This window comes from Streptomyces sp. NPDC056128 (genome assembly GCF_042263835.1).
Classification (GTDB): domain Bacteria; phylum Actinomycetota; class Actinomycetes; order Streptomycetales; family Streptomycetaceae; genus Streptomyces.
Map to the genome: position 1 here is coordinate 74,462 of NZ_JBHJVQ010000001.1, position 16,669 is coordinate 91,130.

22 protein-coding genes are annotated in these 16,669 nt (G+C 71.0%); 9 read left to right on the forward strand and 13 right to left on the reverse strand.

Annotation, left to right across the window (positions count from 1 at the left end; genetic code table 11):
- Window positions 1-42: 42 nt before the first annotated feature.
- The 5 genes from ACFC1X_RS00345 to ACFC1X_RS00365 all read right to left on the reverse strand — a co-directional run bounded on the left by ACFC1X_RS00345 (window position 43) and on the right by ACFC1X_RS00365 (window position 3,142).
- The gene (locus tag ACFC1X_RS00345) at window positions 43-936 is read right to left on the reverse strand and encodes an ABC transporter permease (RefSeq protein ID WP_376347383.1); all 894 of its coding nucleotides are present in this window, start codon (window positions 934-936) and stop codon (window positions 43-45) included.
- The gene (locus ACFC1X_RS00350) at window positions 933-1,853 is read right to left on the reverse strand and encodes an ABC transporter ATP-binding protein (RefSeq protein ID WP_376347385.1); all 921 of its coding nucleotides are present in this window, start codon (window positions 1,851-1,853) and stop codon (window positions 933-935) included. Before ACFC1X_RS00350 ends, ACFC1X_RS00345 begins: the two co-directional genes overlap by 4 nt.
- Window positions 1,850-2,206: a transcriptional regulator gene (locus tag ACFC1X_RS00355; RefSeq protein WP_376347387.1), complete on the reverse strand. Its 357-nt coding sequence runs from the start codon at window positions 2,204-2,206 to the stop codon at window positions 1,850-1,852. The genes ACFC1X_RS00350 and ACFC1X_RS00355 overlap by 4 nt, the downstream gene beginning before the upstream one ends.
- Complete coding sequence (locus ACFC1X_RS00360) at window positions 2,203-2,700, reverse strand: hypothetical protein (protein ID WP_376347388.1); 498 nt, start codon at window positions 2,698-2,700, stop codon at window positions 2,203-2,205. The genes ACFC1X_RS00355 and ACFC1X_RS00360 overlap by 4 nt, the downstream gene beginning before the upstream one ends.
- 103 nt (window positions 2,701-2,803) lie before the next feature.
- On the reverse strand, window positions 2,804-3,142 hold the full coding sequence (locus ACFC1X_RS00365; RefSeq protein WP_376347389.1) for an STAS domain-containing protein: 339 nt from the start codon (window positions 3,140-3,142) through the stop codon (window positions 2,804-2,806).
- A gap of 145 nt (window positions 3,143-3,287) precedes the next feature.
- On the opposite strand from ACFC1X_RS00365, the gene ACFC1X_RS00370 reads away from it, so the two are divergent.
- Complete coding sequence (locus tag ACFC1X_RS00370; RefSeq protein WP_376347391.1) at window positions 3,288-4,793, forward strand: carboxylesterase/lipase family protein; 1,506 nt, start codon at window positions 3,288-3,290, stop codon at window positions 4,791-4,793.
- On the opposite strand, the gene ACFC1X_RS00375 is transcribed toward ACFC1X_RS00370, so the two are convergent.
- Both ACFC1X_RS00375 and ACFC1X_RS00380 read right to left on the reverse strand, forming a co-directional pair.
- Window positions 4,750-4,932 (reverse strand): DUF397 domain-containing protein, encoded by a 183-nt coding sequence (locus ACFC1X_RS00375; RefSeq protein WP_376347392.1) that lies wholly within the window; start codon window positions 4,930-4,932, stop codon window positions 4,750-4,752. The genes ACFC1X_RS00370 and ACFC1X_RS00375 overlap by 44 nt on opposite strands.
- Window positions 4,929-5,747: a helix-turn-helix domain-containing protein gene (locus ACFC1X_RS00380; protein WP_376347394.1), complete on the reverse strand. Its 819-nt coding sequence runs from the start codon at window positions 5,745-5,747 to the stop codon at window positions 4,929-4,931. The genes ACFC1X_RS00375 and ACFC1X_RS00380 overlap by 4 nt, the downstream gene beginning before the upstream one ends.
- An 85-nt stretch (window positions 5,748-5,832) precedes the next feature.
- Between ACFC1X_RS00380 and ACFC1X_RS00385 the strand changes: the two genes are divergently transcribed.
- Window positions 5,833-6,267: an ATP-binding protein gene (locus ACFC1X_RS00385; RefSeq protein ID WP_376347395.1), complete on the forward strand. Its 435-nt coding sequence runs from the start codon at window positions 5,833-5,835 to the stop codon at window positions 6,265-6,267.
- Between the two features lie 6 nt (window positions 6,268-6,273).
- Here ACFC1X_RS00385 and ACFC1X_RS00390 read toward each other — a convergent pair whose 3' ends face one another.
- Window positions 6,274-6,546, reverse strand: coding sequence for a hypothetical protein (locus ACFC1X_RS00390; RefSeq protein WP_376347397.1), 273 nt, complete (start codon window positions 6,544-6,546; stop codon window positions 6,274-6,276).
- 527 nt (window positions 6,547-7,073) lie between these two features.
- Here ACFC1X_RS00390 and ACFC1X_RS00395 point away from each other — a divergent pair.
- On the forward strand, window positions 7,074-8,102 hold the full coding sequence (locus ACFC1X_RS00395; RefSeq protein WP_376347399.1) for a YdcF family protein: 1,029 nt from the start codon (window positions 7,074-7,076) through the stop codon (window positions 8,100-8,102).
- A gap of 41 nt (window positions 8,103-8,143) precedes the next feature.
- Window positions 8,144-8,365, forward strand: a complete 222-nt coding sequence (locus ACFC1X_RS00400; protein WP_376347400.1) for a hypothetical protein — start codon at window positions 8,144-8,146, stop codon at window positions 8,363-8,365.
- Here ACFC1X_RS00400 and ACFC1X_RS00405 read toward each other — a convergent pair.
- Window positions 8,331-9,794 (reverse strand): MFS transporter, encoded by a 1,464-nt coding sequence (locus tag ACFC1X_RS00405; protein WP_376347402.1) that lies wholly within the window; start codon window positions 9,792-9,794, stop codon window positions 8,331-8,333. The two genes, ACFC1X_RS00400 and ACFC1X_RS00405, sit on opposite strands and share 35 nt — an antisense overlap.
- 200 nt (window positions 9,795-9,994) lie before the next feature.
- Here ACFC1X_RS00405 and ACFC1X_RS00410 point away from each other — a divergent pair, with 200 nt between their 5' ends.
- Window positions 9,995-10,642 (forward strand): TetR/AcrR family transcriptional regulator, encoded by a 648-nt coding sequence (locus ACFC1X_RS00410; RefSeq protein ID WP_376347404.1) that lies wholly within the window; start codon window positions 9,995-9,997, stop codon window positions 10,640-10,642.
- A 155-nt stretch (window positions 10,643-10,797) separates the two neighbouring features.
- Entirely contained in the window at window positions 10,798-10,926 is a 129-nt protein-coding gene (locus tag ACFC1X_RS00415; RefSeq protein WP_376347406.1) for an LPFR motif small protein, read from the forward strand.
- A 113-nt stretch (window positions 10,927-11,039) separates the two neighbouring features.
- Here ACFC1X_RS00415 and ACFC1X_RS00420 read toward each other — a convergent pair whose 3' ends face one another.
- Entirely contained in the window at window positions 11,040-11,930 is an 891-nt protein-coding gene (locus ACFC1X_RS00420) for a S1 family peptidase (protein ID WP_376347408.1), read from the reverse strand.
- A gap of 155 nt (window positions 11,931-12,085) precedes the next feature.
- A complete protein-coding gene (locus tag ACFC1X_RS00425) occupies window positions 12,086-12,670 on the reverse strand; it encodes a DinB family protein (RefSeq protein ID WP_376347410.1) in 585 nt (194 codons plus the stop codon).
- 190 nt (window positions 12,671-12,860) lie between these two features.
- Here ACFC1X_RS00425 and ACFC1X_RS00430 point away from each other — a divergent pair, with 190 nt between their 5' ends.
- Entirely contained in the window at window positions 12,861-13,367 is a 507-nt protein-coding gene (locus ACFC1X_RS00430) for a DUF6624 domain-containing protein (RefSeq protein WP_376347411.1), read from the forward strand.
- Between the two features lie 47 nt (window positions 13,368-13,414).
- On the forward strand, window positions 13,415-13,819 hold the full coding sequence (locus ACFC1X_RS00435; RefSeq protein WP_376347413.1) for a DUF6336 family protein: 405 nt from the start codon (window positions 13,415-13,417) through the stop codon (window positions 13,817-13,819).
- A gap of 7 nt (window positions 13,820-13,826) precedes the next feature.
- Here ACFC1X_RS00435 and ACFC1X_RS00440 read toward each other — a convergent pair whose 3' ends face one another.
- Window positions 13,827-15,008, reverse strand: a complete 1,182-nt coding sequence (locus ACFC1X_RS00440) for an epoxide hydrolase (RefSeq protein WP_376347414.1) — start codon at window positions 15,006-15,008, stop codon at window positions 13,827-13,829.
- Window positions 15,009-15,090: 82 nt separating this feature from the next.
- Between ACFC1X_RS00440 and ACFC1X_RS00445 the strand changes: the two genes are divergently transcribed.
- Window positions 15,091-15,666 carry a CGNR zinc finger domain-containing protein gene (locus ACFC1X_RS00445; protein WP_376347416.1) on the forward strand — a complete coding sequence of 192 codons (576 nt, stop codon included), beginning with the start codon at window positions 15,091-15,093 and terminating at the stop codon, window positions 15,664-15,666.
- Window positions 15,667-15,681: 15 nt separating this feature from the next.
- Here ACFC1X_RS00445 and mmuM read toward each other — a convergent pair whose 3' ends face one another.
- Complete coding sequence (gene mmuM / locus ACFC1X_RS00450; RefSeq protein WP_376347418.1) at window positions 15,682-16,590, reverse strand: homocysteine S-methyltransferase; 909 nt, start codon at window positions 16,588-16,590, stop codon at window positions 15,682-15,684.
- Window positions 16,591-16,669 lie beyond the last annotated feature (79 nt).

A 16,669-nucleotide genomic window follows, 5' to 3' on the forward strand; every position in this document is an offset into this window, starting at 1 on the left:
CGCGTGCCGGCCCCGCGTCCGCCGCGTGATCCGCCGGAGGCGCTACGCGGGCAGCGCGCCGCTCTGTTCCGCCTTGCGGTGGCGCGCGGTCAGGCGGGAGCCGGACTCGCGGCGGGCGGCGCGGCGCAGGAGGGGCACGGCGAGGAGGAAGCCGAGCACGGCCCAGGCGGTCAGGACCAGCGCGACCATGGGCAGCTCCCAGGAACCGGCGGCCTCGGCGGCCCGCGCGCTGTCCGGCAGCAGGGACGAACGCAGGCCCTGCGCCATCCACTTGAGCGGGAAGACGGAGGCCACCTGCTGGACCGGCACGGGCAGCGACGTCAGCGGGAACACCGCCCCGGAGGTGAACAGCAGCGCCATCGCGGGCAGCATGATCAACGCCAGTGCCTCGCGCGGGTTGGGCAGCACCGCGCCGATGGCCGCGCCCAGCGGTACGACGGCGAGCAGCCCGAGCGTGGTGACCCACAGCAGCGTCACCCAGCCGCCCGGCCCCTGCGGCAGCGGCCCGTCCACCAGCAGCGCGGCGAGTCCCAGCAGCACGGCCAGGGTCGCGACCGTCGTGACAACCACCAGCAGGCACTTGGCCACCAGGTAGGCCGGGATCCCGCCGGGCGTCGCGCGCAGCCGCAGCAGGGCGCCCTCCTCCCGTTCGGTCACCAGCATCTGCGGGAGGTTGATCAGCCCGATCTGGAACATCAGGTAGGCGGCGAAGCCCGCGAGCACCAGGTGCGCCATCGGCGTCTGGGTCCCGGGCACGTCGTCGCTGATGTATCCGGCGATGACCAGGGCCACGACCACGTTGCTGAGGTGGCCGGACATCTCCTTGGGGTTGCGCAGGAGGTGGCGCAGCTCGATGCCGCCGCGCAGGAACCCGGCCCGCCAAGGGGCGCGGACGGCGCGGCGCGCGCCCTCCCGCTCCAGGTGTGTCTCCGTCATGCGGCCCGTGCCTCGCTCTCCGCGATCCCGTCGGCACCGTCCGCACCGTCGGTACCGACGTCCGACCGGTGCACCATGTGCAGATACGTGTCCTCCAGCGTCGGACGCCGGACCTCCAGGTCGGCGATCGGGCCGTCGGCGTCCCGGTGCAGCTCCCAGACCAGCCGTGAGGGGTCCTCGGTGCGTTCGCGGCGGGGCGTGCCGTCACCGGCCGTCCAGCGGACCTCGGCGCGCGCGGCGGCCCGCCGGGCCAGCTCGGCGGGGGTGCCGTGGGCCCGGATCCGGCCGCCGACCAGCATGGCGATCCGGTCGGCGAGCCGCTCGGCCTCGACCAGGTCGTGCGTGGTGAGCAGGACGGTGACGCCCTCCTCGCGGGCCAGCCGTTCGACCAGGAGGTGGAACTCGCGGCGGGCCTCGGGGTCGAAGCCGGTGGTCGGCTCGTCCAGGAACAGCAGCTCCGGGCGGCCGACGATGCCGAGCGCCACGTCCAGCCGCCGGCGCTGGCCGCCGGACAGCCGCTCCACCTGCCGCCCGGCCTGCTCGGTGAGGCCGACCAGGTCCAGCAGCTCGGCCGGGTCGCGCGGGTCGGCGTAGTACGCCGCGAAGTGGGTCAGCAGTTCGGCGACCCGCCAGCGGCGGTGGTCGCGCCAGGACTGGAGGACCAGCCCGATCCGCGCCCGCCAGGCGTCGTCGCCCCGCTCCGGGTCGGTGCCCAGCACGCGGACCTCTCCGCCGGAGCGCTGCCGGAAGCCCTCCAGGATCTCGACGGTGGTGGTCTTGCCCGCGCCGTTGGGCCCGAGCAGGGCCAGGACCTCGCCGCGGTGCACGTCCAGGTCGACCCCGTGCAGGATGTCGACGTCGCCGTACGTCATGGTCAGGGCGCGTGCCTGGACCACGGGGGTGGGCCGCCCGGTCATCGTGCCGCCTCCGTGGGCCGCTGCGCCTGCGCATCAGCCGTCTCCGAGGCGTCGGGCGGCCCGGCGCCCTCGACGATCGCCCGGAGCGCCGCCACGTGCCCCTCGAAGGCGGTGCGCCCCCGGTCCGTCAGCCGTACCTTGGTGCGCCGCTTGCGGCCGGCACCCTCCTTCCGGATCTCCAGGTACTCGGCCTCCTCCAGGGTGTGCAGCTGCTTGGAGAGCGCGGAGTCGCTGAGCGAGAGGCTGTCGCGGACGAACGCGAAGTCCGCCCACTCGGTGGCGGCGAGCAGGGCGACCACCGACAGCCGGGTGGCGGGGTGGATCAGCTCGTCGAAGCCGCTGGGGACGCTCATCGGCCCGCCTCCGCACCGGCGCCACGGCCGCGCAGCGCGCCGGTCGACCAGCGCGTCGCCGGCCCGACGAACAGCACGAAGACGGCCGCCGACGCCGTCGCCTGGATCAGGCTGCCCACCAGCGGCGCCAGGGGCTCCACCAGCCAACCGGCCAGCAGCGTCGTCCCGCCGATCACCGCCGCGCCCCCGGCGAACGTCGCCAGGGAACGCCAGTCGTAGCGGGAGTGGTGCAGCCGCACCCTGCTCCTGCTGGTGTGCGTCACGGCCAGCCAGGCCAGCAGCGACAGGTACGCGACGGCGGCGAGCGCGACGCCCCACGGGGGCAGGTCCAGGCCTTGGGCAGCCAGGAAGAGCCACATGAGCGCGGCCGTGCCGTACGTCGCCCGGGGACCCCCGGACGCGGACCGCTCGACCTCGTCGTAGACCCGCTCCTGCGGCACCCGGATGCGCTGGAGGTCCTGCCATGCCTGTTCGGCGTTCACCGGTGTGCTCACAGCCACCGTCTCCTCTCCCCTGTTCTACTTGCCTGGCGGGAAAGTTACCTTTAACTTTCCCGCCAGGCAAGTCATGTTGGGTGAGGGAGTGGGACGCTGCGCGTCACCCCGTGTAGGTGACCACGGTGTCAAGACCGGCCTGTCGCAGGACCCGGTGGACGGCCGGGCGGGCACCCCGGACCGTGAGGCTGACCGGCTGGGACGCCCGGGTCACCGCCCGCATCAGCGCGTAGGCGGACGCCAGGTCGATGTGGTCCAGGCCGCTCATCTCCAGGGTCCAGTCGGTCGGCTGCCGCAGCCGCGGGTCCAGGAGCAGCTCCTCCAGGACCTGAAGGGCGTGGGAATCCAGGGTGCCGGAGAAGGCCAGCGCGGCGTGCTGCCCGCCGACCTCGACGATCCGGACGGGCGTGTTCTCGGTGGAGCGATGAGGGTCGGCGGTCACGACGGCCTCCTCGGCGGCACAGTGCGGGCGTGCGTGGCTTCCATTGTCCCCCAGCGTCGCCGAAGCGGACGGTCCGGAATAGACACGGTCGTCGTGACGCTGTGCCATGAGCGGTACGAGAGTGCGGCGAAGGGCTGGTGGGCGCATGACGGCAGACCGGACGAAACCCGTGGTCAGCACAGCACACGGGGCCGTACGCGGCCGCTACGAGGACGGGGTCGCCGTCTTCCGCGGCATCCCGTACGCGGCGCCGCCCTTCGGTCCCCGCCGGTTCCGCCCGCCCGTGCCGCCCGAGCCCTGGGACGGGGTGCGCGACGCCGGTTCCTTCGGCCCCACGGCGCCGAAACCGCCGTACTCCGAGGCCTTCGCCCAGTACCTCTCCGACCCGGCGATCGCCGGCGACGACTGCCTCAACCTCAACGTCTGGACCCCCGAGCCCGGCCCCGGCGCCCGGCTGCCGGTCCTGGTCTGGCTGCACGGCGGCGCCCTGACCAGGGGCTCCTCCGCCGTCCCCGTCTACGACGGTGCCACCTTCGCCCGGGACGGCGTGGTCTGCGTCTCGGTCAACTACCGACTCGGCGTCGAGGGCTACGGCCTGTTCCCGGACGCCCCCGCCAACGCCGGCCTGCGCGACCAGATCGCCGCCCTGGAGTGGGTGCGGGCGTCGATCGCGGCCTTCGGCGGCGACCCCGACCGCGTCACCGTCGCCGGCCAGTCCGCCGGTGCCATCAGCACCGGCGCCCTGCTCGCCGCGCCCCGGGCCCAGGGGCTGTTCCGCCGCGCGGTGCTCCAGAGCGGCGCACCCGAGGCCGCCGACCGCGACAAGGTACGGCGCATGGTCCGCCGGATGGCCGCCCGCCTCCGGATCCCCGCCACCGCCGAGGCCTTCGCCACCGCCGACCGGGGCCAGTTGCTGCGCGCCCAGGCCGAGGTGGGCCGGTTCAGCAGCCCCGTACTCGGCGGACCCGCCTTCGGCATCGTCGTCGACGGCGACGTCATGCCCGGCGACCCGCTGGACGCCCTCGTCGAGGGCGACGCCGCCCGCGACGTCGACCTGATGATGGGCTGGACCCGCGACGAGTACCGGCTCTGGCTGGTCCCCGGCGGCCTCCTCGAACGCGTCGACCGGCTCGGCGCGGTGGCCCTCGCGGGCGCGCGCGCCCGCTGCCACTGCGGCAACGAGGTCGTACGCGGCTACCGCGCGGCGCGCCCCGACGCCGGTGCCGCCGAGACGGTGGGTCAGCTGGTCACCGACCACCTGCTCCGCATCCCGCTGCACCGCGTGGCCGACGCGCGGCCCGGATCCTCGTACGTCTACGAGTTCGCCTGGCCGTCCAGCCTGCCCGGCCTCGGCGCCTGCCACGCCCTGGAACTGGGCTTCGTCTTCGACTCCGGCGACCTCCCCGACTCCCGCAAGCTCGCGGGCGAAGGTGCTCCGCAGGAGTTGGCGGACGCGATGCACGGGGCGTGGGTCCGGTTCGCGGAGTCCGGCGACCCGGGCTGGACGGCCTGGGACGCCACGCATCCCGTGCGGGTCTTCGGCGAGGGCGAGCCCTATGTGGCGTACGGCCCGCGCGACGCGGAGTTCGACCTGTGGAAGGCGGACGTCACCATGCGAGGAATGCGGTCCAGGCGCTTGGTGCGACGGTGATGTGCGGGGTGGTGTCGTCGGGGGGCGTTTTGGAGTCGCGGATGTGGATGGTGGTGGGTTCGGTGGCGACCTCTACGCAGTTGCCGCCTTCGCTCCCGCTGTAGCTCGACTTGAACCACCGAAGTGCGGTGCTGCTCATTGCTCTCCCAGGAGACGGTCCAGTAGACCCCGCGTGTCCTCGGGCGTGAGGGCCTGTGATCGCAGCATCGCACACTTCTGAGTGAGGATCGCCACCTCGTCGGGGTCAGCGATCAGTTGGCTGCCGCGCTGGTTCTCGGTGTAGGCGAGCCTCTGGTGTTCAGGGGTCTCCAGCAGCACGAACGGGCCGTCGAGTGACGCGTGGCTGCTGCGTTCCAGGGGCAAGACCTGAAGCATCAGACCCGGAAGCTCGGAGCAGGTGCGCAGATACCGGAGCTGCTCGGACCACACCTCCCTGCCCCCGATGGGTGCCTGCACGACCGGTTCCCAGACCACGAAGCAAGTGATCGGGGCATCCTTGCTCTGCAGAATCCCCTGGCGTTCGATGCGCGCCCCCACCAACCGGGCGATCGTGTCATCGTCATAGAACGGCACGCGGCTGCGGAACACCGCCCACGCGTACGCCTCCGTCTGGAGCAGACCCGGCAACACCTGGTTCTCGTACGACGAGATCACGATGGCCTCGCGCTCCATGTCCAGGAACTCCTCCGCCCACAGCGGGACCAGGTCCACCTCCGGCAGCTTGCTCAGGGCGATGGACAACGCGCCCTTGGTATCGAGGAGTTCGTCGAGTTGCTCGGCGAGATCCGGCTTCAGTGGGCGTCGGCCCTGCTCGATCGACGCGATCTGCTGCTCGCCGATGACGAAGCGCTCGCCCAGTGACCTCTGGGTGTGACCCGCGGCCTGCCGGTAGAGGGCGAGCAGCGCCCCCACCATCTTCATCGCGGAGGCGTTCCTCCGTGTCGTCGTCCCCATGAGGTCGAACTCCCCACCCACGCCCGTACGTCCACCATCGCGCGCCCGTACAAACCGGCCGTACGGCCCTGCGCACTGTCTCATCATGACCACGGAGCGTGACCCTCGTCACGTGAACACCGAAACTCAACCCCCGTCCCCACGCGAGCGCTTCTACCGTCGGGAGCGCCGGTCCGTCCCCGCCGCGAGGGCGTTCGCGAGGGAGGCCCTTGCCGCGTGGGGCGTACGCGGGCGCGTGGACGACGTCCTGCTGTGTGTCAGCGAACTGGCGACCAACGCTCTGGTGCACGGCGTACCACCCGGCCGGGGCTTCCTGCTGAGATTGGCACCCTGCGGAGACGGCGTACGCGTGGAGGTCCACGACAGCGGGGACGGCGTACCGGCGGTACCGCAGGCGGACGTCCGGGAGCCCGGGGAGGGCGGCCGCGGGCTGCTGCTCGTGTCGGAGCTGGCGGACAAGTGGGGCGTGGGGGAGCGGGATCCCGGCAAGGTCGTGTGGTTCGAGGTGGGTGACGCGTAGGGCGGGTCAGGCGGCCTGGTCCCAGTCCTCTGCCGGTAGGTCGTTGTGATCGTCGCAGGGCGGCCGGCCCGCGGCCTTCTCGCGCAGGCGCAGGAGGCCCCAGGCGAGCGCGGCGGCCGGGGTGAGGTACCAGGGCGCGGGCCAGATGAAGGGCCACCACGCGGCGCCCGGGTGGAAGAGCGCTTCGACGCCGGCGGTGACCATGGCGATAGCCAGGCTCCAGCACAGCAGCCGACCGGCCCACTGGACGGCGGTTCTGCGTCTTCCGGGCGCACTCATGGGGCGGGTCCTTTGCAGCAGGGGCGATTGCCGCGGGCTGGGGGACCACGCATGCAGGCGCGGCAAGTGTGCATGGTGTGAAGGCGGGTTCGCAGCACAGTTCGGCGCTCAACCATTGCTCTTGGACAATTTTCCAGCGGTGACAGCAGACCGTGACGGGCGCGAAGCCCTTGGTTACCGGCCCGAGGGGAGCGATCGAGTCAGGTCTGAATCTGGCCGAAATGTGACCATGAGAGACCACTTCTTGGGACGAAGCGTCTGTTTCATTCATTTCCGGCCAGGTTCTCCATGCAAGTCGATAACGGACCCATTACTTCCGCCCGCCATGCGTGTAGTTGACCCTCTTTCTTGCGGGTATGTCGGCGGGAAGCGGCAGGGCTTATTCCGGCCGGAATGCCTATGCGGTTCAGGGGGACGGCGGACCGTAGGTGGTCGCAGCCCGCGCCGCCGGCGGCTCCGGCGAAGCGGCCGGTGCGGGGCACCACGGAGGTCGGACGGGATCGCGCCGGGCCTCGTAGGATCGGCGCATGGTGGCCTTTGTACCGTCGTTCATCTGCTTCTTCCTCTTCTGCGCCGGTGTGGTTCGAGATCGCCGCCGAGTGAGCAACGCGGTTCTGCTGGGCCTGTCCGCCGTCTTCGCGGTGCTCGCGCTCGTGCTGCATGTGGCGTCCGGGCGGCCCCAGTTGGGACGCGACCTGGCCGTCGTGCTGCTGACCCTGGCGGGCGTGGGGATCGTCACGCTGGCGTGGTTCCTCATCGCCAACGGGGTCACCATGGTTCGCAAGGAGGGCAGGCAGGTGGCGAACCTGCTGTCCCTGGGGGCGGGCATCGCCCTGGTCGCCCTGCTCGCGCTGCTGATCACCGCGCTGGTGATGCACACGCACACGCTGGTGGTCGTGGCGGCGACGGCGGTGGCGCTCGCCGGATACGTGGCCTTCCTGTTCCTCTGTTTCCTCGTCTACGGGGGCCTGTACGGGCGTCTGCGTATCCGCCGCCGGGCGGACTACGTGGTGGTCCTCGGCTCGGGTCTCAGCGGCGGCACCACCGTGCCCCCGCTGCTGGCCGGTCGCCTCGACCGGGCCCGGAAGGAACACGCCAGGCTGTCGCGGAAGGGCCGGCGCCCGGTCCTGATCACCTCGGGAGGACAAGGGCCCGACGAGAAGCTGCCCGAGTCCCACGCGATGGCCGACTACCTGGTCACCCAGGGTTTCCCCGCCGACCTGATCGAACGCGAGGACCGCTCGACGACGACGGACGAGAATCTGACGTTCAGCAAAGCCTTGATGGAGCGGGCGAATCCGGACTACCGGTGCGTGATCGTCACGAACAACTACCACGTCTTCCGCGCCGCGATCACCGCCCGCCGCACCGGCATCCGGGGCCACGTGATCGGTGCCCCTACAGCCGCATACTTCTGGCCGAGCGCCATGATCCGCGAGTTCGTGGCCCTCTTGGTCGCCTACCGCCGCACCAACGCCGCACTCTTCCTGCTCGTCCTGCTGAGCGGCCTGTTCATCTGGTGGCTGGGGTGGCCGTCGCCGGGGGCCGTCACGTAGGGCTTCCTGTTCCGCACCCTGCTGAGCCAACGCCCAGGGCGGTGCCCGACCACACCGCCGCCTGCTCCGCCGCCAACACCGACGCCACCGGCAACGTCCTCGGCCTCGCCGACAGCAGCGGCAAGCGCACCCACACCTACGGCCCCACCGGCCTGCCGCGCACGACACCGACGGAGTCCGTCCCCCAGCCGTACCGCTACGCGGGCGCGTACGCCGACCAGACCTGCCTCAGGCTTGCTCTTCGGTGGCGTGCGAGTCGGTGAGGGTGAGCGCGCCGCCCGCCGCGATCAGGCCGACGAGCACGGCAAGCACGCCGTAGGTGATGCGCTCGCCGTGGAAGAAGGACTGCACGAGGCCGCTGCCCCAGGTGCCCGCGGGCAGCCGGGTGGTGACGAGCGCGGCGATCAGGGTGCCGACGGCGGCGGTGCCGACGCTGGTGCCGACCTCTTGGGCGGTGTCGTTGAGCGCGGTGCCGAGCGAGGTGCGGTTGGCGGGCATCGCCTCGACCAGGGCGATGGCACAGATGGTCATGACCGTGCGCAGCCCGACGGTCAGCACGACCATGCAGAGGGCGATGACGGCGTACCCGTGGTCGACGCCCCAGGCGAGGCCGGCCAGCGCCACGGTCAGGCAGGCCGCGCCGACCAGGCAGGCGACGCGGTGGCCGTACTTCTTGGCGAGCCACTCCGAGAGCGGGGTCGCCGCGATCATCGTCACGATGAGCGGCAGGTTCGCCAGGCCGGCCCGCACAGGGCTCCATCCGTAGGCGTACTGGAAATGGAGGATGAGCCCGAACATCACGCCGGCCATCGCGACGGACGTGCCGATCTGGGCGAGGGCGGCGCCGCGGACGGTGCCGTTGGAGAAGATTCCGAGGTCCAGCATGGGGGCCTTGCTGCGGCGCTCGTGCCACACGAACGCGATGCCCGCGGCCGCGGCGCCCAGGACCGAGGCGAGCGTGGCGGCGGAGCGCCAACCGTGCTCGACGCCGCTGGTCAGGGCGTAGCAGGCGAGGCCGATGGTGAGCACGCTCAGGGCGGCGCCCGGCAGGTCGAGCCTGTCGTCGGTGAGGTCCTCGCGCCGGTCGGGAGCGACGCCGAGCCGCACACCGATGGCCGCGATCAGGGCTATCGGCGCGTTGATCAGCAGAAGCCACTGCCAGCTCACGTGGGCGAGCGCGGTGCCGCCGAGCAGCGGGCCGAGGATGAACCCCGACATGCCGACGACGATCATCAGGGTCATCGCGCGCATCCGCAGCGCCTGGTCGTCGAACAGGCGGAAGACGAGCGAGTTGGTGATGGGGGCCATGGCGGCGGCGGCGATGCCGAGTCCGGCGCGCAGCGCGATCAGCTGCCCGGTGGAGTCGACGGCGATCACGGCGAGGCTCATCAGGCCGAAGACGGCGAGGCCGACGAGCAGGACGCGTCGGCGTCCGAGGCGGTCGGCCATGGATCCCGCCGTGAGCAGCAGGCCGCCGAACGTCAGTGAGTAGGCGCCGGTGACCCATTGCAGGGCGGTCGTGCTGCCGCCGAGGTCGCGGCCGATGGTGGGCAGTGCGATCGAGAGCAGTGTGTTGTCGACCATCTCGACGAAGAAGGCCAGGCAGAGCGCGGACAGCGGGATCCACGCCGCCCGCAGTGATCCGTAGGTACGGGTGGGGACGGGCTCGGTTTCGGTGGTGGTGCTACTCATGACCGGCCTCCTTTCTGCACGCTGAACGCCGGCAGACATCGAACGGCGTTCGTTCATGGAACAATGTTCGTTGTGCACCATAGAACCATGTTCGATAGAGAGGCAAGCTGTGCTTGGATGGATGGATGACACCGCCGCCCACACGTGCACGCTCCGCCACCGAGAGGCCCGCCCGCGGGCGCCGACGCGCTTCGCACTCCATGGAGGCCGTCCTCGACGCGGCCGTGGCCCTCCTCGACGAGGCCGGCGGTCCCGCGCTGACGTTTCGCGCCCTCGCCGCCCGGCTCGGCACCGGTGTCGGCACGATCTACTGGTACGTCCAGAACAAGGACGAGCTCCTCGACCGCGCCACCGACCATGCGATCAGTGGGGTCCTGGCCGCCGTGGAGGAGCACCCGGACAGCGACGACCCCATTGCCGATCTCCGCGCGATGGCCGTCGCCCTGTTCGACGCGATCGTGGACCGGCCGTGGCTTTCGGCGTACTTCATGCGCAACACCGACGTACAGGGCAACTCCCTGCGGCTGTACGAGCGGCTCGGCCAACAGACCCTGCGCCTCGATCTCACGTCGCGGCAGCGGTTCCACGCCGTCTCGGCGATCACGGGCGTCGTCGTCGGCACGGCTGCCGACCTGGGCGCGGAGATCCCGCAGGAGCTACTCGACGGCGAGGTGGACCGCGAGGAGTACCTCAGCCGTTTCGCCGAGACGTGGCGGTCGCTGGACGCCGAGGAGTTCCCGTTCGTACGGCACATCGCCGACGAGTTCGCCGGTCACGACGACCGGGACCAGTTCCTCGCCGCGCTGGACCTCACGCTGGCGGGCCTGCGCCTGCAAGCCGGCACCTGACCCCGGCACGACCGCCGGCGCCTTCGGAAGAGCTGCGGTTCGGAGTGAGGTCTCTGTGTTTTTGCCGTCGGTCGAGGGGCAACCGGTAGGCACAGCCTGTGCAGGAGTGCTCGGCTCGTGATGCAAGACAGCAAGATCCCGCTTGGAGGTCCCACATGCTGAAGGCCATTGCAGACGTTCTGCGAGCCGTTGGTGGAGCGATTGCCACGGTCGTCACACTTCCCTTCCGTGCCGTTGCGCGGCTCTTCGGGGGCGCGTCCGCGAGCGCTCACGGACGCCACTGACTTCTCCGCGTGGCGATTTTGCAGGGGCGGTACGGCCCATGGCCGTACCGCCCCTTCGTGCCTGTGGCCTGCTATTGCCTTGGTGGCGGATGGGCCACCGAGTTGAACAGAACTCAGATGATGCTCACGCCGTAGGCGCCGAGTGCCTCGGTGACCGGTTGGAAGAACGTCGTGCCGCCGGAGGAGCAGTTGCCGCTGCCGCCGGAGGTCAGGCCGAGCGCGGTGCTGCCGGAGAAGAGCGCGCCACCGCTGTCGCCGGGCTCGGCGCAGACGTTGGTCTGGATCAGCCCGCTTACTATGCCGTCGGCACCGTAGTTGACGGTGGCGTTGAGGCCGGTGACGGTACCGCCGTGCAGACCGGTGGTGCTGCCGCTGCGCTGGACGGACTGGCCGACCGAGGGGTCTCCGGCGCCGGTGATCTCCTGGTAGGAGCCGTTGTAGAGGGAGACACGGCCGTCGGCGGCGGCTCCGTTGGAGTGGCGGATGATGCCGTAGTCGTTGCCGGGGAAGCTGGACCCGGCCGTGGTGCCGATCGACCACGAGCTGCCGATGTTGGTGCAGTGACCGGCGGTCAGCGCGAACTTGGTGCCCGCGCCGTCCTGCACGTTGAAGCCGAGGGAGCACCGGGCTCCACCTGTTGTGATGGCCTCGCCACCGGCGATGAGCTTGGAGAACTTGCCGGGGGTGTGCTTGATCACGAGAGCGCCGGCGTTCGCGCCGGCCTCGCTCCTGATCTCGGCTATCTCGGCCTTGCTGACCGTGCTGTCGACCGTGACGACGACCTTGTCCGACCGGGTGTCGGTGTACCACGCGGTGCCGCCGACGTCGGCGGTGCGCACGGCGTCGTGCGTCTGGTTGAGCTCGGCGGCGCTGAACGTCTGCGGGGCCGGTGCGGCCGACGCCGTGGCGGCTGGGACCGCCAAGGCCGCGGCGGCCGCGAGGCCGGTCGCCATGGCGATGAGCCGTGCGCGTCTCGGAAGGCTGTGGGGGTGAGAGAGTCGCACTGGGAATCCTCCAGGTTGTGGGGAACCGGGGAGGGGGCGTTGGGTGGACGCCCCATGACACACCGTCAGGGCACAGCCGTGCCGTTGGTGTGATCCTGACAAGCGCTCTCCTCATGCTGCGCAGGGCGGCGCGTCTGCGCAAGACCCCCGCGCGGTCAAGGACAGGAAGGTGCGGCCGACTTGGCAGCCTGCTCGATCTTCGCGCGGTAGGCCGCACGGGCTTCCTCGTCGATCCGCTGCTCGTTCTCGGCACGCAACCCGGTCCGGCCGTCGAGGCCCTCGCGCAGGATGTCGGCGTGGCCGGCATGCCGGATGGTCTCGCCGAGGACGTGGACCATGATGGCGAACAGGTTCGTGTTGGGAGAGGGCTCCTGCCACCACGGCACGTGGCCGGGGGCGTCGAGGGGAAGCTCGCTGATCGTCGCGTCCGAGTGTTCCCACGTGCGCCGGTAGAACCCGATGAGCTGATCGCGGGTCTCGTCCTCGGCCGCCCACAGATCACTGCCGTTGTGGTCCTGCCACCGGCATAGCGGTTCCGGGGAGGGGCGGTCGAAGACCTCGCCGAAGTACCTGGCCTCGACGGTGGCCACGTGTTTGACCAGGCCGAGGAGGTTGGTCCCGGTCGCTGTCAAGGGTCGGCGGGCGTCGTACTCGGACAAGCCGTCGAGCTTCCAGAGCAGCGCCTCGCGGTCCCGCCGCAGTCTGCCGTGCAGATTGCGCTTCGCGAATTCATCGATCATGCGGCACGAGCCTGTCATGGGCGGTGCGTCTGCGGGAGTCTCGGGCTGCCTTCGGTGCGTTCGGGGGTAGATCCATTGTCCCCGCGCCCGGAGGCGTCTGTCACCGTTCTCCGGAATGATCTTTACGCCCTGTTTGCGCCTCTAGGCTTGCGGGCGGAGACAAAGCACGTATCCGACCTGGGAGTTGAGCGTGGCGTACGTCGTTGCCGCGATGGCGGTGGAACTCACGGACATGGCCGCGGCCGATCACCGGACCGCGGCCCGCGCGAACAGCGACGACCCCGCCGAGCAGTTGGCTTGGCGGCGGCTGACCGCCCGGCACGGCGACCGGCTCGGCGAGATCATGGCTGAGTACGGCTGGCCGACGGCGGAACTCGTCGGCGAGGAGGCCGCACGGGCGGCATGGCTGATCGCTCAGCACGCCGACCGGCAGCTGGACGTTCAGCGTCGTGCCCTCCAGCTGATGCGGCAGGCGGTGTCGGCAGGCTCGGCCGGCCCCCGCGAACTGGCCTTCCTGCGCGACCGCACACTGGTCAACGAGGGCCGCAAGCAGGTCTACGGCACGCAGATCGCCGGCGTGCAGGACGGGTCACCGGTCCCGTGGCCCTGCGAAGAGCCTGAGCGCATGGACGAACTCCGTGCGGAAGTCGGCATCGAACCCTTCGCCGAGTACGTCGCCAAGTTCTCCATGACCTGACACCCCGCCGCGCGGTGATCCGCCGGACGGGCCCTAGGGTGCCGTTCATGACGTTGGACGAAGACGGAGTGATATCCCCGCGGTTGCGGCCCGTGGAGGTGGCCCGACGAGCAGCTCTTTTCGGCCTGCTGGGCGTCGTGCTGCTCGTGGTGACGACCTTGAGCATCGCGGACCACAGCGACCGCGAAGGCTTCCTCGCCCTCGTCGGCGGTCTCGGCCTCTTCGGCGCGATCTTCCTCGTGGTTGGTGGTGGCTTCTGGTGGGCCAGTGCCGGGGACATCCGGCGCTGGCGTGACTGGCACACCATCACGGGGCAGGCCGCCTCGGTGACACTCGTGGGCCCGGTGTTTCTGCGCTCGGGGGTGTTCCTGCTCGTCCTCGGGGCCGCCGGGTTCGGCCTGTACCACCTCGTGGACGCCGCACCGTACGACAGCTGGCTGCACGGCCACTGAAGAGAGGTTACGTTCCACGCCCCGCGGCGGTCAGTACTGCCGCGAGGCCCTCCCGGAGGTCCTTGACGAAGTGGTCGGGAACCTCCAGGGACGGGAAGTGACCCCCGGTTTCGGGTGCACTCCAGCGGATGATCTGTCGGTATCGCTCCTGTGCCCAGGGGCGCGGGCACTTCTCGATGTCGCGGGGGTACATGCTGATCGCTGACGGGACGTCGACCCGGAGTTCGGGGTCCAGTGAGTTGTGGCTCTCGTAGTAGATGCGGGCCGCCGACGCGCCGGTGCGTGTCAGCCAGTAGAGCGTCACGTTGTCGAGAATGCGGTCCTTGGAGATCCTCTCGAACGGGCTGTCCTCCGTGTCCGACCACTCGGCGAACTTGTCCAGGATCCAGGCGAGAAGCCCGACCGGTGAGTCCACGAGCGAGTAACCGATGGTCTGCGGCCGGGTCGCCTGCTGTTTCGCGTACGCCGCGCGGTGGCGCCAGAAGTGGGCGGTTTCCTCGGTCCACTTGCGTTCGACCGCCGTCAGTCCGTCCGTGGTCAGACCGGGCGGCGCCTGCGCGAACGTACTGTGGATGCCGAGGACGTGCGCCGGGAACCTGCCGCCGAGCACCGTGGTGATATTGCCGCCCCAGTCGCCGCCGTGGGCCGCGAACTCGCCGTAGCCGAGCCTGCCCATCAGTTCCACCCACGCGGCCGCGATCTTCTCGGTTCCCCACCCGGTGGTGGCCGGTTTGTCGCTGTAACCGAAGCCTGGCAGCGACGGGGCGACGACATGGAACGCCGGCGCGTCCGCGTCCCTCGGATCTGCCAGTTCGTCCACCACATCGATGAACTCGGCGATGCTGCCCGGCCAGCCGTGCGTCATGAGCAGGGGGGTGGCATCCGCGTGCGCCGACCGGCGGTGCAGGAAGTGGATTCCCAGACCGTCAATGGTCGTGCGGAACTGGCCGACGCGGTTGAGGCGCTCTTCGAACGACCGCCAGTCGTACCCCGTGCGCCAGTAGTCAACGACATCGACGAGGTCGGCGAGCGGCACGCCCTGCTCCCATCGGTCCCGGCCGGGCGCGGCGCGCCGGACCGTCTCCGCCTCCGGCAGGCGCGCCGCGGCCAGTCGCGCGCGCAGATCGTCGAGTTCGGCGTCAGTCGCGTGGGCTTCGAACGCTCGCACGTCGCTGTGTGGACGGGACATGAGACCTCCTGGCCATCGCGGAACCGGCTAAGACGGTTCTAGCAGCCCTGCGAGCCGTGCCGCAACCGGCTAAGGTGGTTCCATGCGTGCCGCGTTTCCTGACTTCCGCCTCGGTAAGGTGCTGGCCACCAGCTTCACGGGGACCCTGTCGGAGCGTCATGGCGACGCCGTGGAGCGCATTCCCACGCCGCAACGGCTCGTCGACTGGCTGGCGGTGTACGACCTCGCCGTGGACTCCTGCACCGCCGCCCAACTCGACCTCGCCCGGGAATTGAGGGAGTCGATCCACGCCGCCGCGACGGCGGCCGCGGTCCAGGACGCGCTCCCCGCGTCCGCTGTCCAGGTCATCAATGACCGCAGCGCTCAGGGCCGGGCCGCGGCGGTCCTGACGCCCGAGGGTGAGCGGCGATGGCGGCTCAGCCCGGCCTCCCGCGTGGAAGACGCCCTCAGCGTGATCGCCGCCGACGCGATCAGCGTCATCGCGGGCGAACGGGACGGAAAACTGGCCCTGTGCGCGTCACCCACCTGCCGAGCCGCCTTCTTCGACACCAGCCAGAGCCGCACCCGCAAATGGTGCGACATGAACACGTGCGGAAATCGTCAGAAGAAGGCGCGATTCCATGCCAACCAGCGGAAGAGCCCTGGGTCGGCGGAGTGACCCAGGCGCGTCTCCTCACTCCCGTGCCGCCGCCGACGCGATCGACCTGATCGTGTCCGGGCCCACCCGGCAGCAGCCGCCGATCAGCCGGGCACCGGACGCCCGCCAGGCCCGTACCCGCTCGGGCGTGAAGGAGGAACGCCCCCGCCAGGACCGGGCCACGGCGTCCCAGGTCTCCCCGCTGTTGGGGTAGGCCACGACCGGTTTGCCGGTGACCCGGGCGGCGGTCTCGACCGCACCCGGCACGTCCTCGGGGGCGCAGCAGTTGACGCCGACCGCGATCACCTCGTCCGCGTCGGCGGCCAGGGCGAACGCCTCCTCCAGCGGCTGCCCGGCGCGGGTGCGGCCGCCCGCGACCGTGTACGACAGCCAGGCGGGTACGCCCAGCCCGCGCACCGCCCGCAGCAGCGCCACCGCCTCGTCGGCGTCGGGGACCGTCTCCAGTGCGAGGACGTCGGGCCGGGCGGCGGCCAGTACCTCCAGCCGGGGACGGTGGAAGCGCTCCAGAGCGTCCAGGGTGAGCCCGTACCGGCCGCGGTACTCCGAGCCGTCCGCGAGCATCGCGCCGTACGGGCCGACGGAGGCCGCCACCCACAGCGGGCGGTCCGTGCGCGCCCTGCGCGCGGCCTCGCGGGCCAAGTCAACGCTGAGTGAGAGGAGTTCGGCCGACTGCTCGTGGCCGAGGCCGCGCCGCGCGAAAGCCTCGAAGGTGGCCTGGTAGCTGGACGTGATCGCCACATCGGCGCCCGCCTCGAAGTACGCGAGGTGCGCCTCGGTGATCGCGCCGGGCGCCTCGGCGAGCAGCCGCGCCGACCACAGCTCGTCGCTCAGATCGTGCCCGGCGGCCTCCAGCTGGTTGGACATCCCGCCGTCGAGCACGAGCGGGCGGCCGGAGGCGAGGGCGGCGGCGAAATCGCTGGTCATGGCACGAGGCTATGCCCGGTCCGGCGGCGGGCCCGGGAGCTTGTCCCCCGTGCGAGCTACGGCCAGGTGTCCACCGTGA

What these genes read in the sequence shown, in the direction of transcription:
- ACFC1X_RS00375 (WP_376347392.1), bottom strand. Translation starts at nt 4,932, where the DNA reads ATGAGCAGCACCGCACTTCGGTGGTTCAAGTCGAGCTACAGCGGGAGC.
- ACFC1X_RS00440 (WP_376347414.1), bottom strand. Translation starts at nt 15,008, where the DNA reads ATGTCCCGTCCACACAGCGACGTGCGAGCGTTCGAAGCCCACGCGACT.
- ACFC1X_RS00370 (WP_376347391.1), top strand. Translation starts at nt 3,288, where the DNA reads ATGACGGCAGACCGGACGAAACCCGTGGTCAGCACAGCACACGGGGCC.
- ACFC1X_RS00425 (WP_376347410.1), bottom strand. Translation starts at nt 12,670, where the DNA reads ATGATCGATGAATTCGCGAAGCGCAATCTGCACGGCAGACTGCGGCGG.
- ACFC1X_RS00435 (WP_376347413.1), top strand. Translation starts at nt 13,415, where the DNA reads ATGACGTTGGACGAAGACGGAGTGATATCCCCGCGGTTGCGGCCCGTG.
- ACFC1X_RS00405 (WP_376347402.1), bottom strand. Translation starts at nt 9,794, where the DNA reads ATGAGTAGCACCACCACCGAAACCGAGCCCGTCCCCACCCGTACCTAC.
- ACFC1X_RS00385 (WP_376347395.1), top strand. Translation starts at nt 5,833, where the DNA reads ATGACCACGGAGCGTGACCCTCGTCACGTGAACACCGAAACTCAACCC.
- ACFC1X_RS00380 (WP_376347394.1), bottom strand. Translation starts at nt 5,747, where the DNA reads ATGGGGACGACGACACGGAGGAACGCCTCCGCGATGAAGATGGTGGGG.
- ACFC1X_RS00355 (WP_376347387.1), bottom strand. Translation starts at nt 2,206, where the DNA reads ATGAGCGTCCCCAGCGGCTTCGACGAGCTGATCCACCCCGCCACCCGG.
- ACFC1X_RS00415 (WP_376347406.1), top strand. Translation starts at nt 10,798, where the DNA reads ATGCTGAAGGCCATTGCAGACGTTCTGCGAGCCGTTGGTGGAGCGATT.
- ACFC1X_RS00445 (WP_376347416.1), top strand. Translation starts at nt 15,091, where the DNA reads ATGCGTGCCGCGTTTCCTGACTTCCGCCTCGGTAAGGTGCTGGCCACC.
- ACFC1X_RS00345 (WP_376347383.1), bottom strand. Translation starts at nt 936, where the DNA reads ATGACGGAGACACACCTGGAGCGGGAGGGCGCGCGCCGCGCCGTCCGC.
- ACFC1X_RS00390 (WP_376347397.1), bottom strand. Translation starts at nt 6,546, where the DNA reads ATGAGTGCGCCCGGAAGACGCAGAACCGCCGTCCAGTGGGCCGGTCGG.
- ACFC1X_RS00395 (WP_376347399.1), top strand. Translation starts at nt 7,074, where the DNA reads ATGGTGGCCTTTGTACCGTCGTTCATCTGCTTCTTCCTCTTCTGCGCC.
- mmuM (WP_376347418.1), bottom strand. Translation starts at nt 16,590, where the DNA reads ATGACCAGCGATTTCGCCGCCGCCCTCGCCTCCGGCCGCCCGCTCGTG.
- ACFC1X_RS00350 (WP_376347385.1), bottom strand. Translation starts at nt 1,853, where the DNA reads ATGACCGGGCGGCCCACCCCCGTGGTCCAGGCACGCGCCCTGACCATG.
- ACFC1X_RS00410 (WP_376347404.1), top strand. Translation starts at nt 9,995, where the DNA reads ATGGAGGCCGTCCTCGACGCGGCCGTGGCCCTCCTCGACGAGGCCGGC.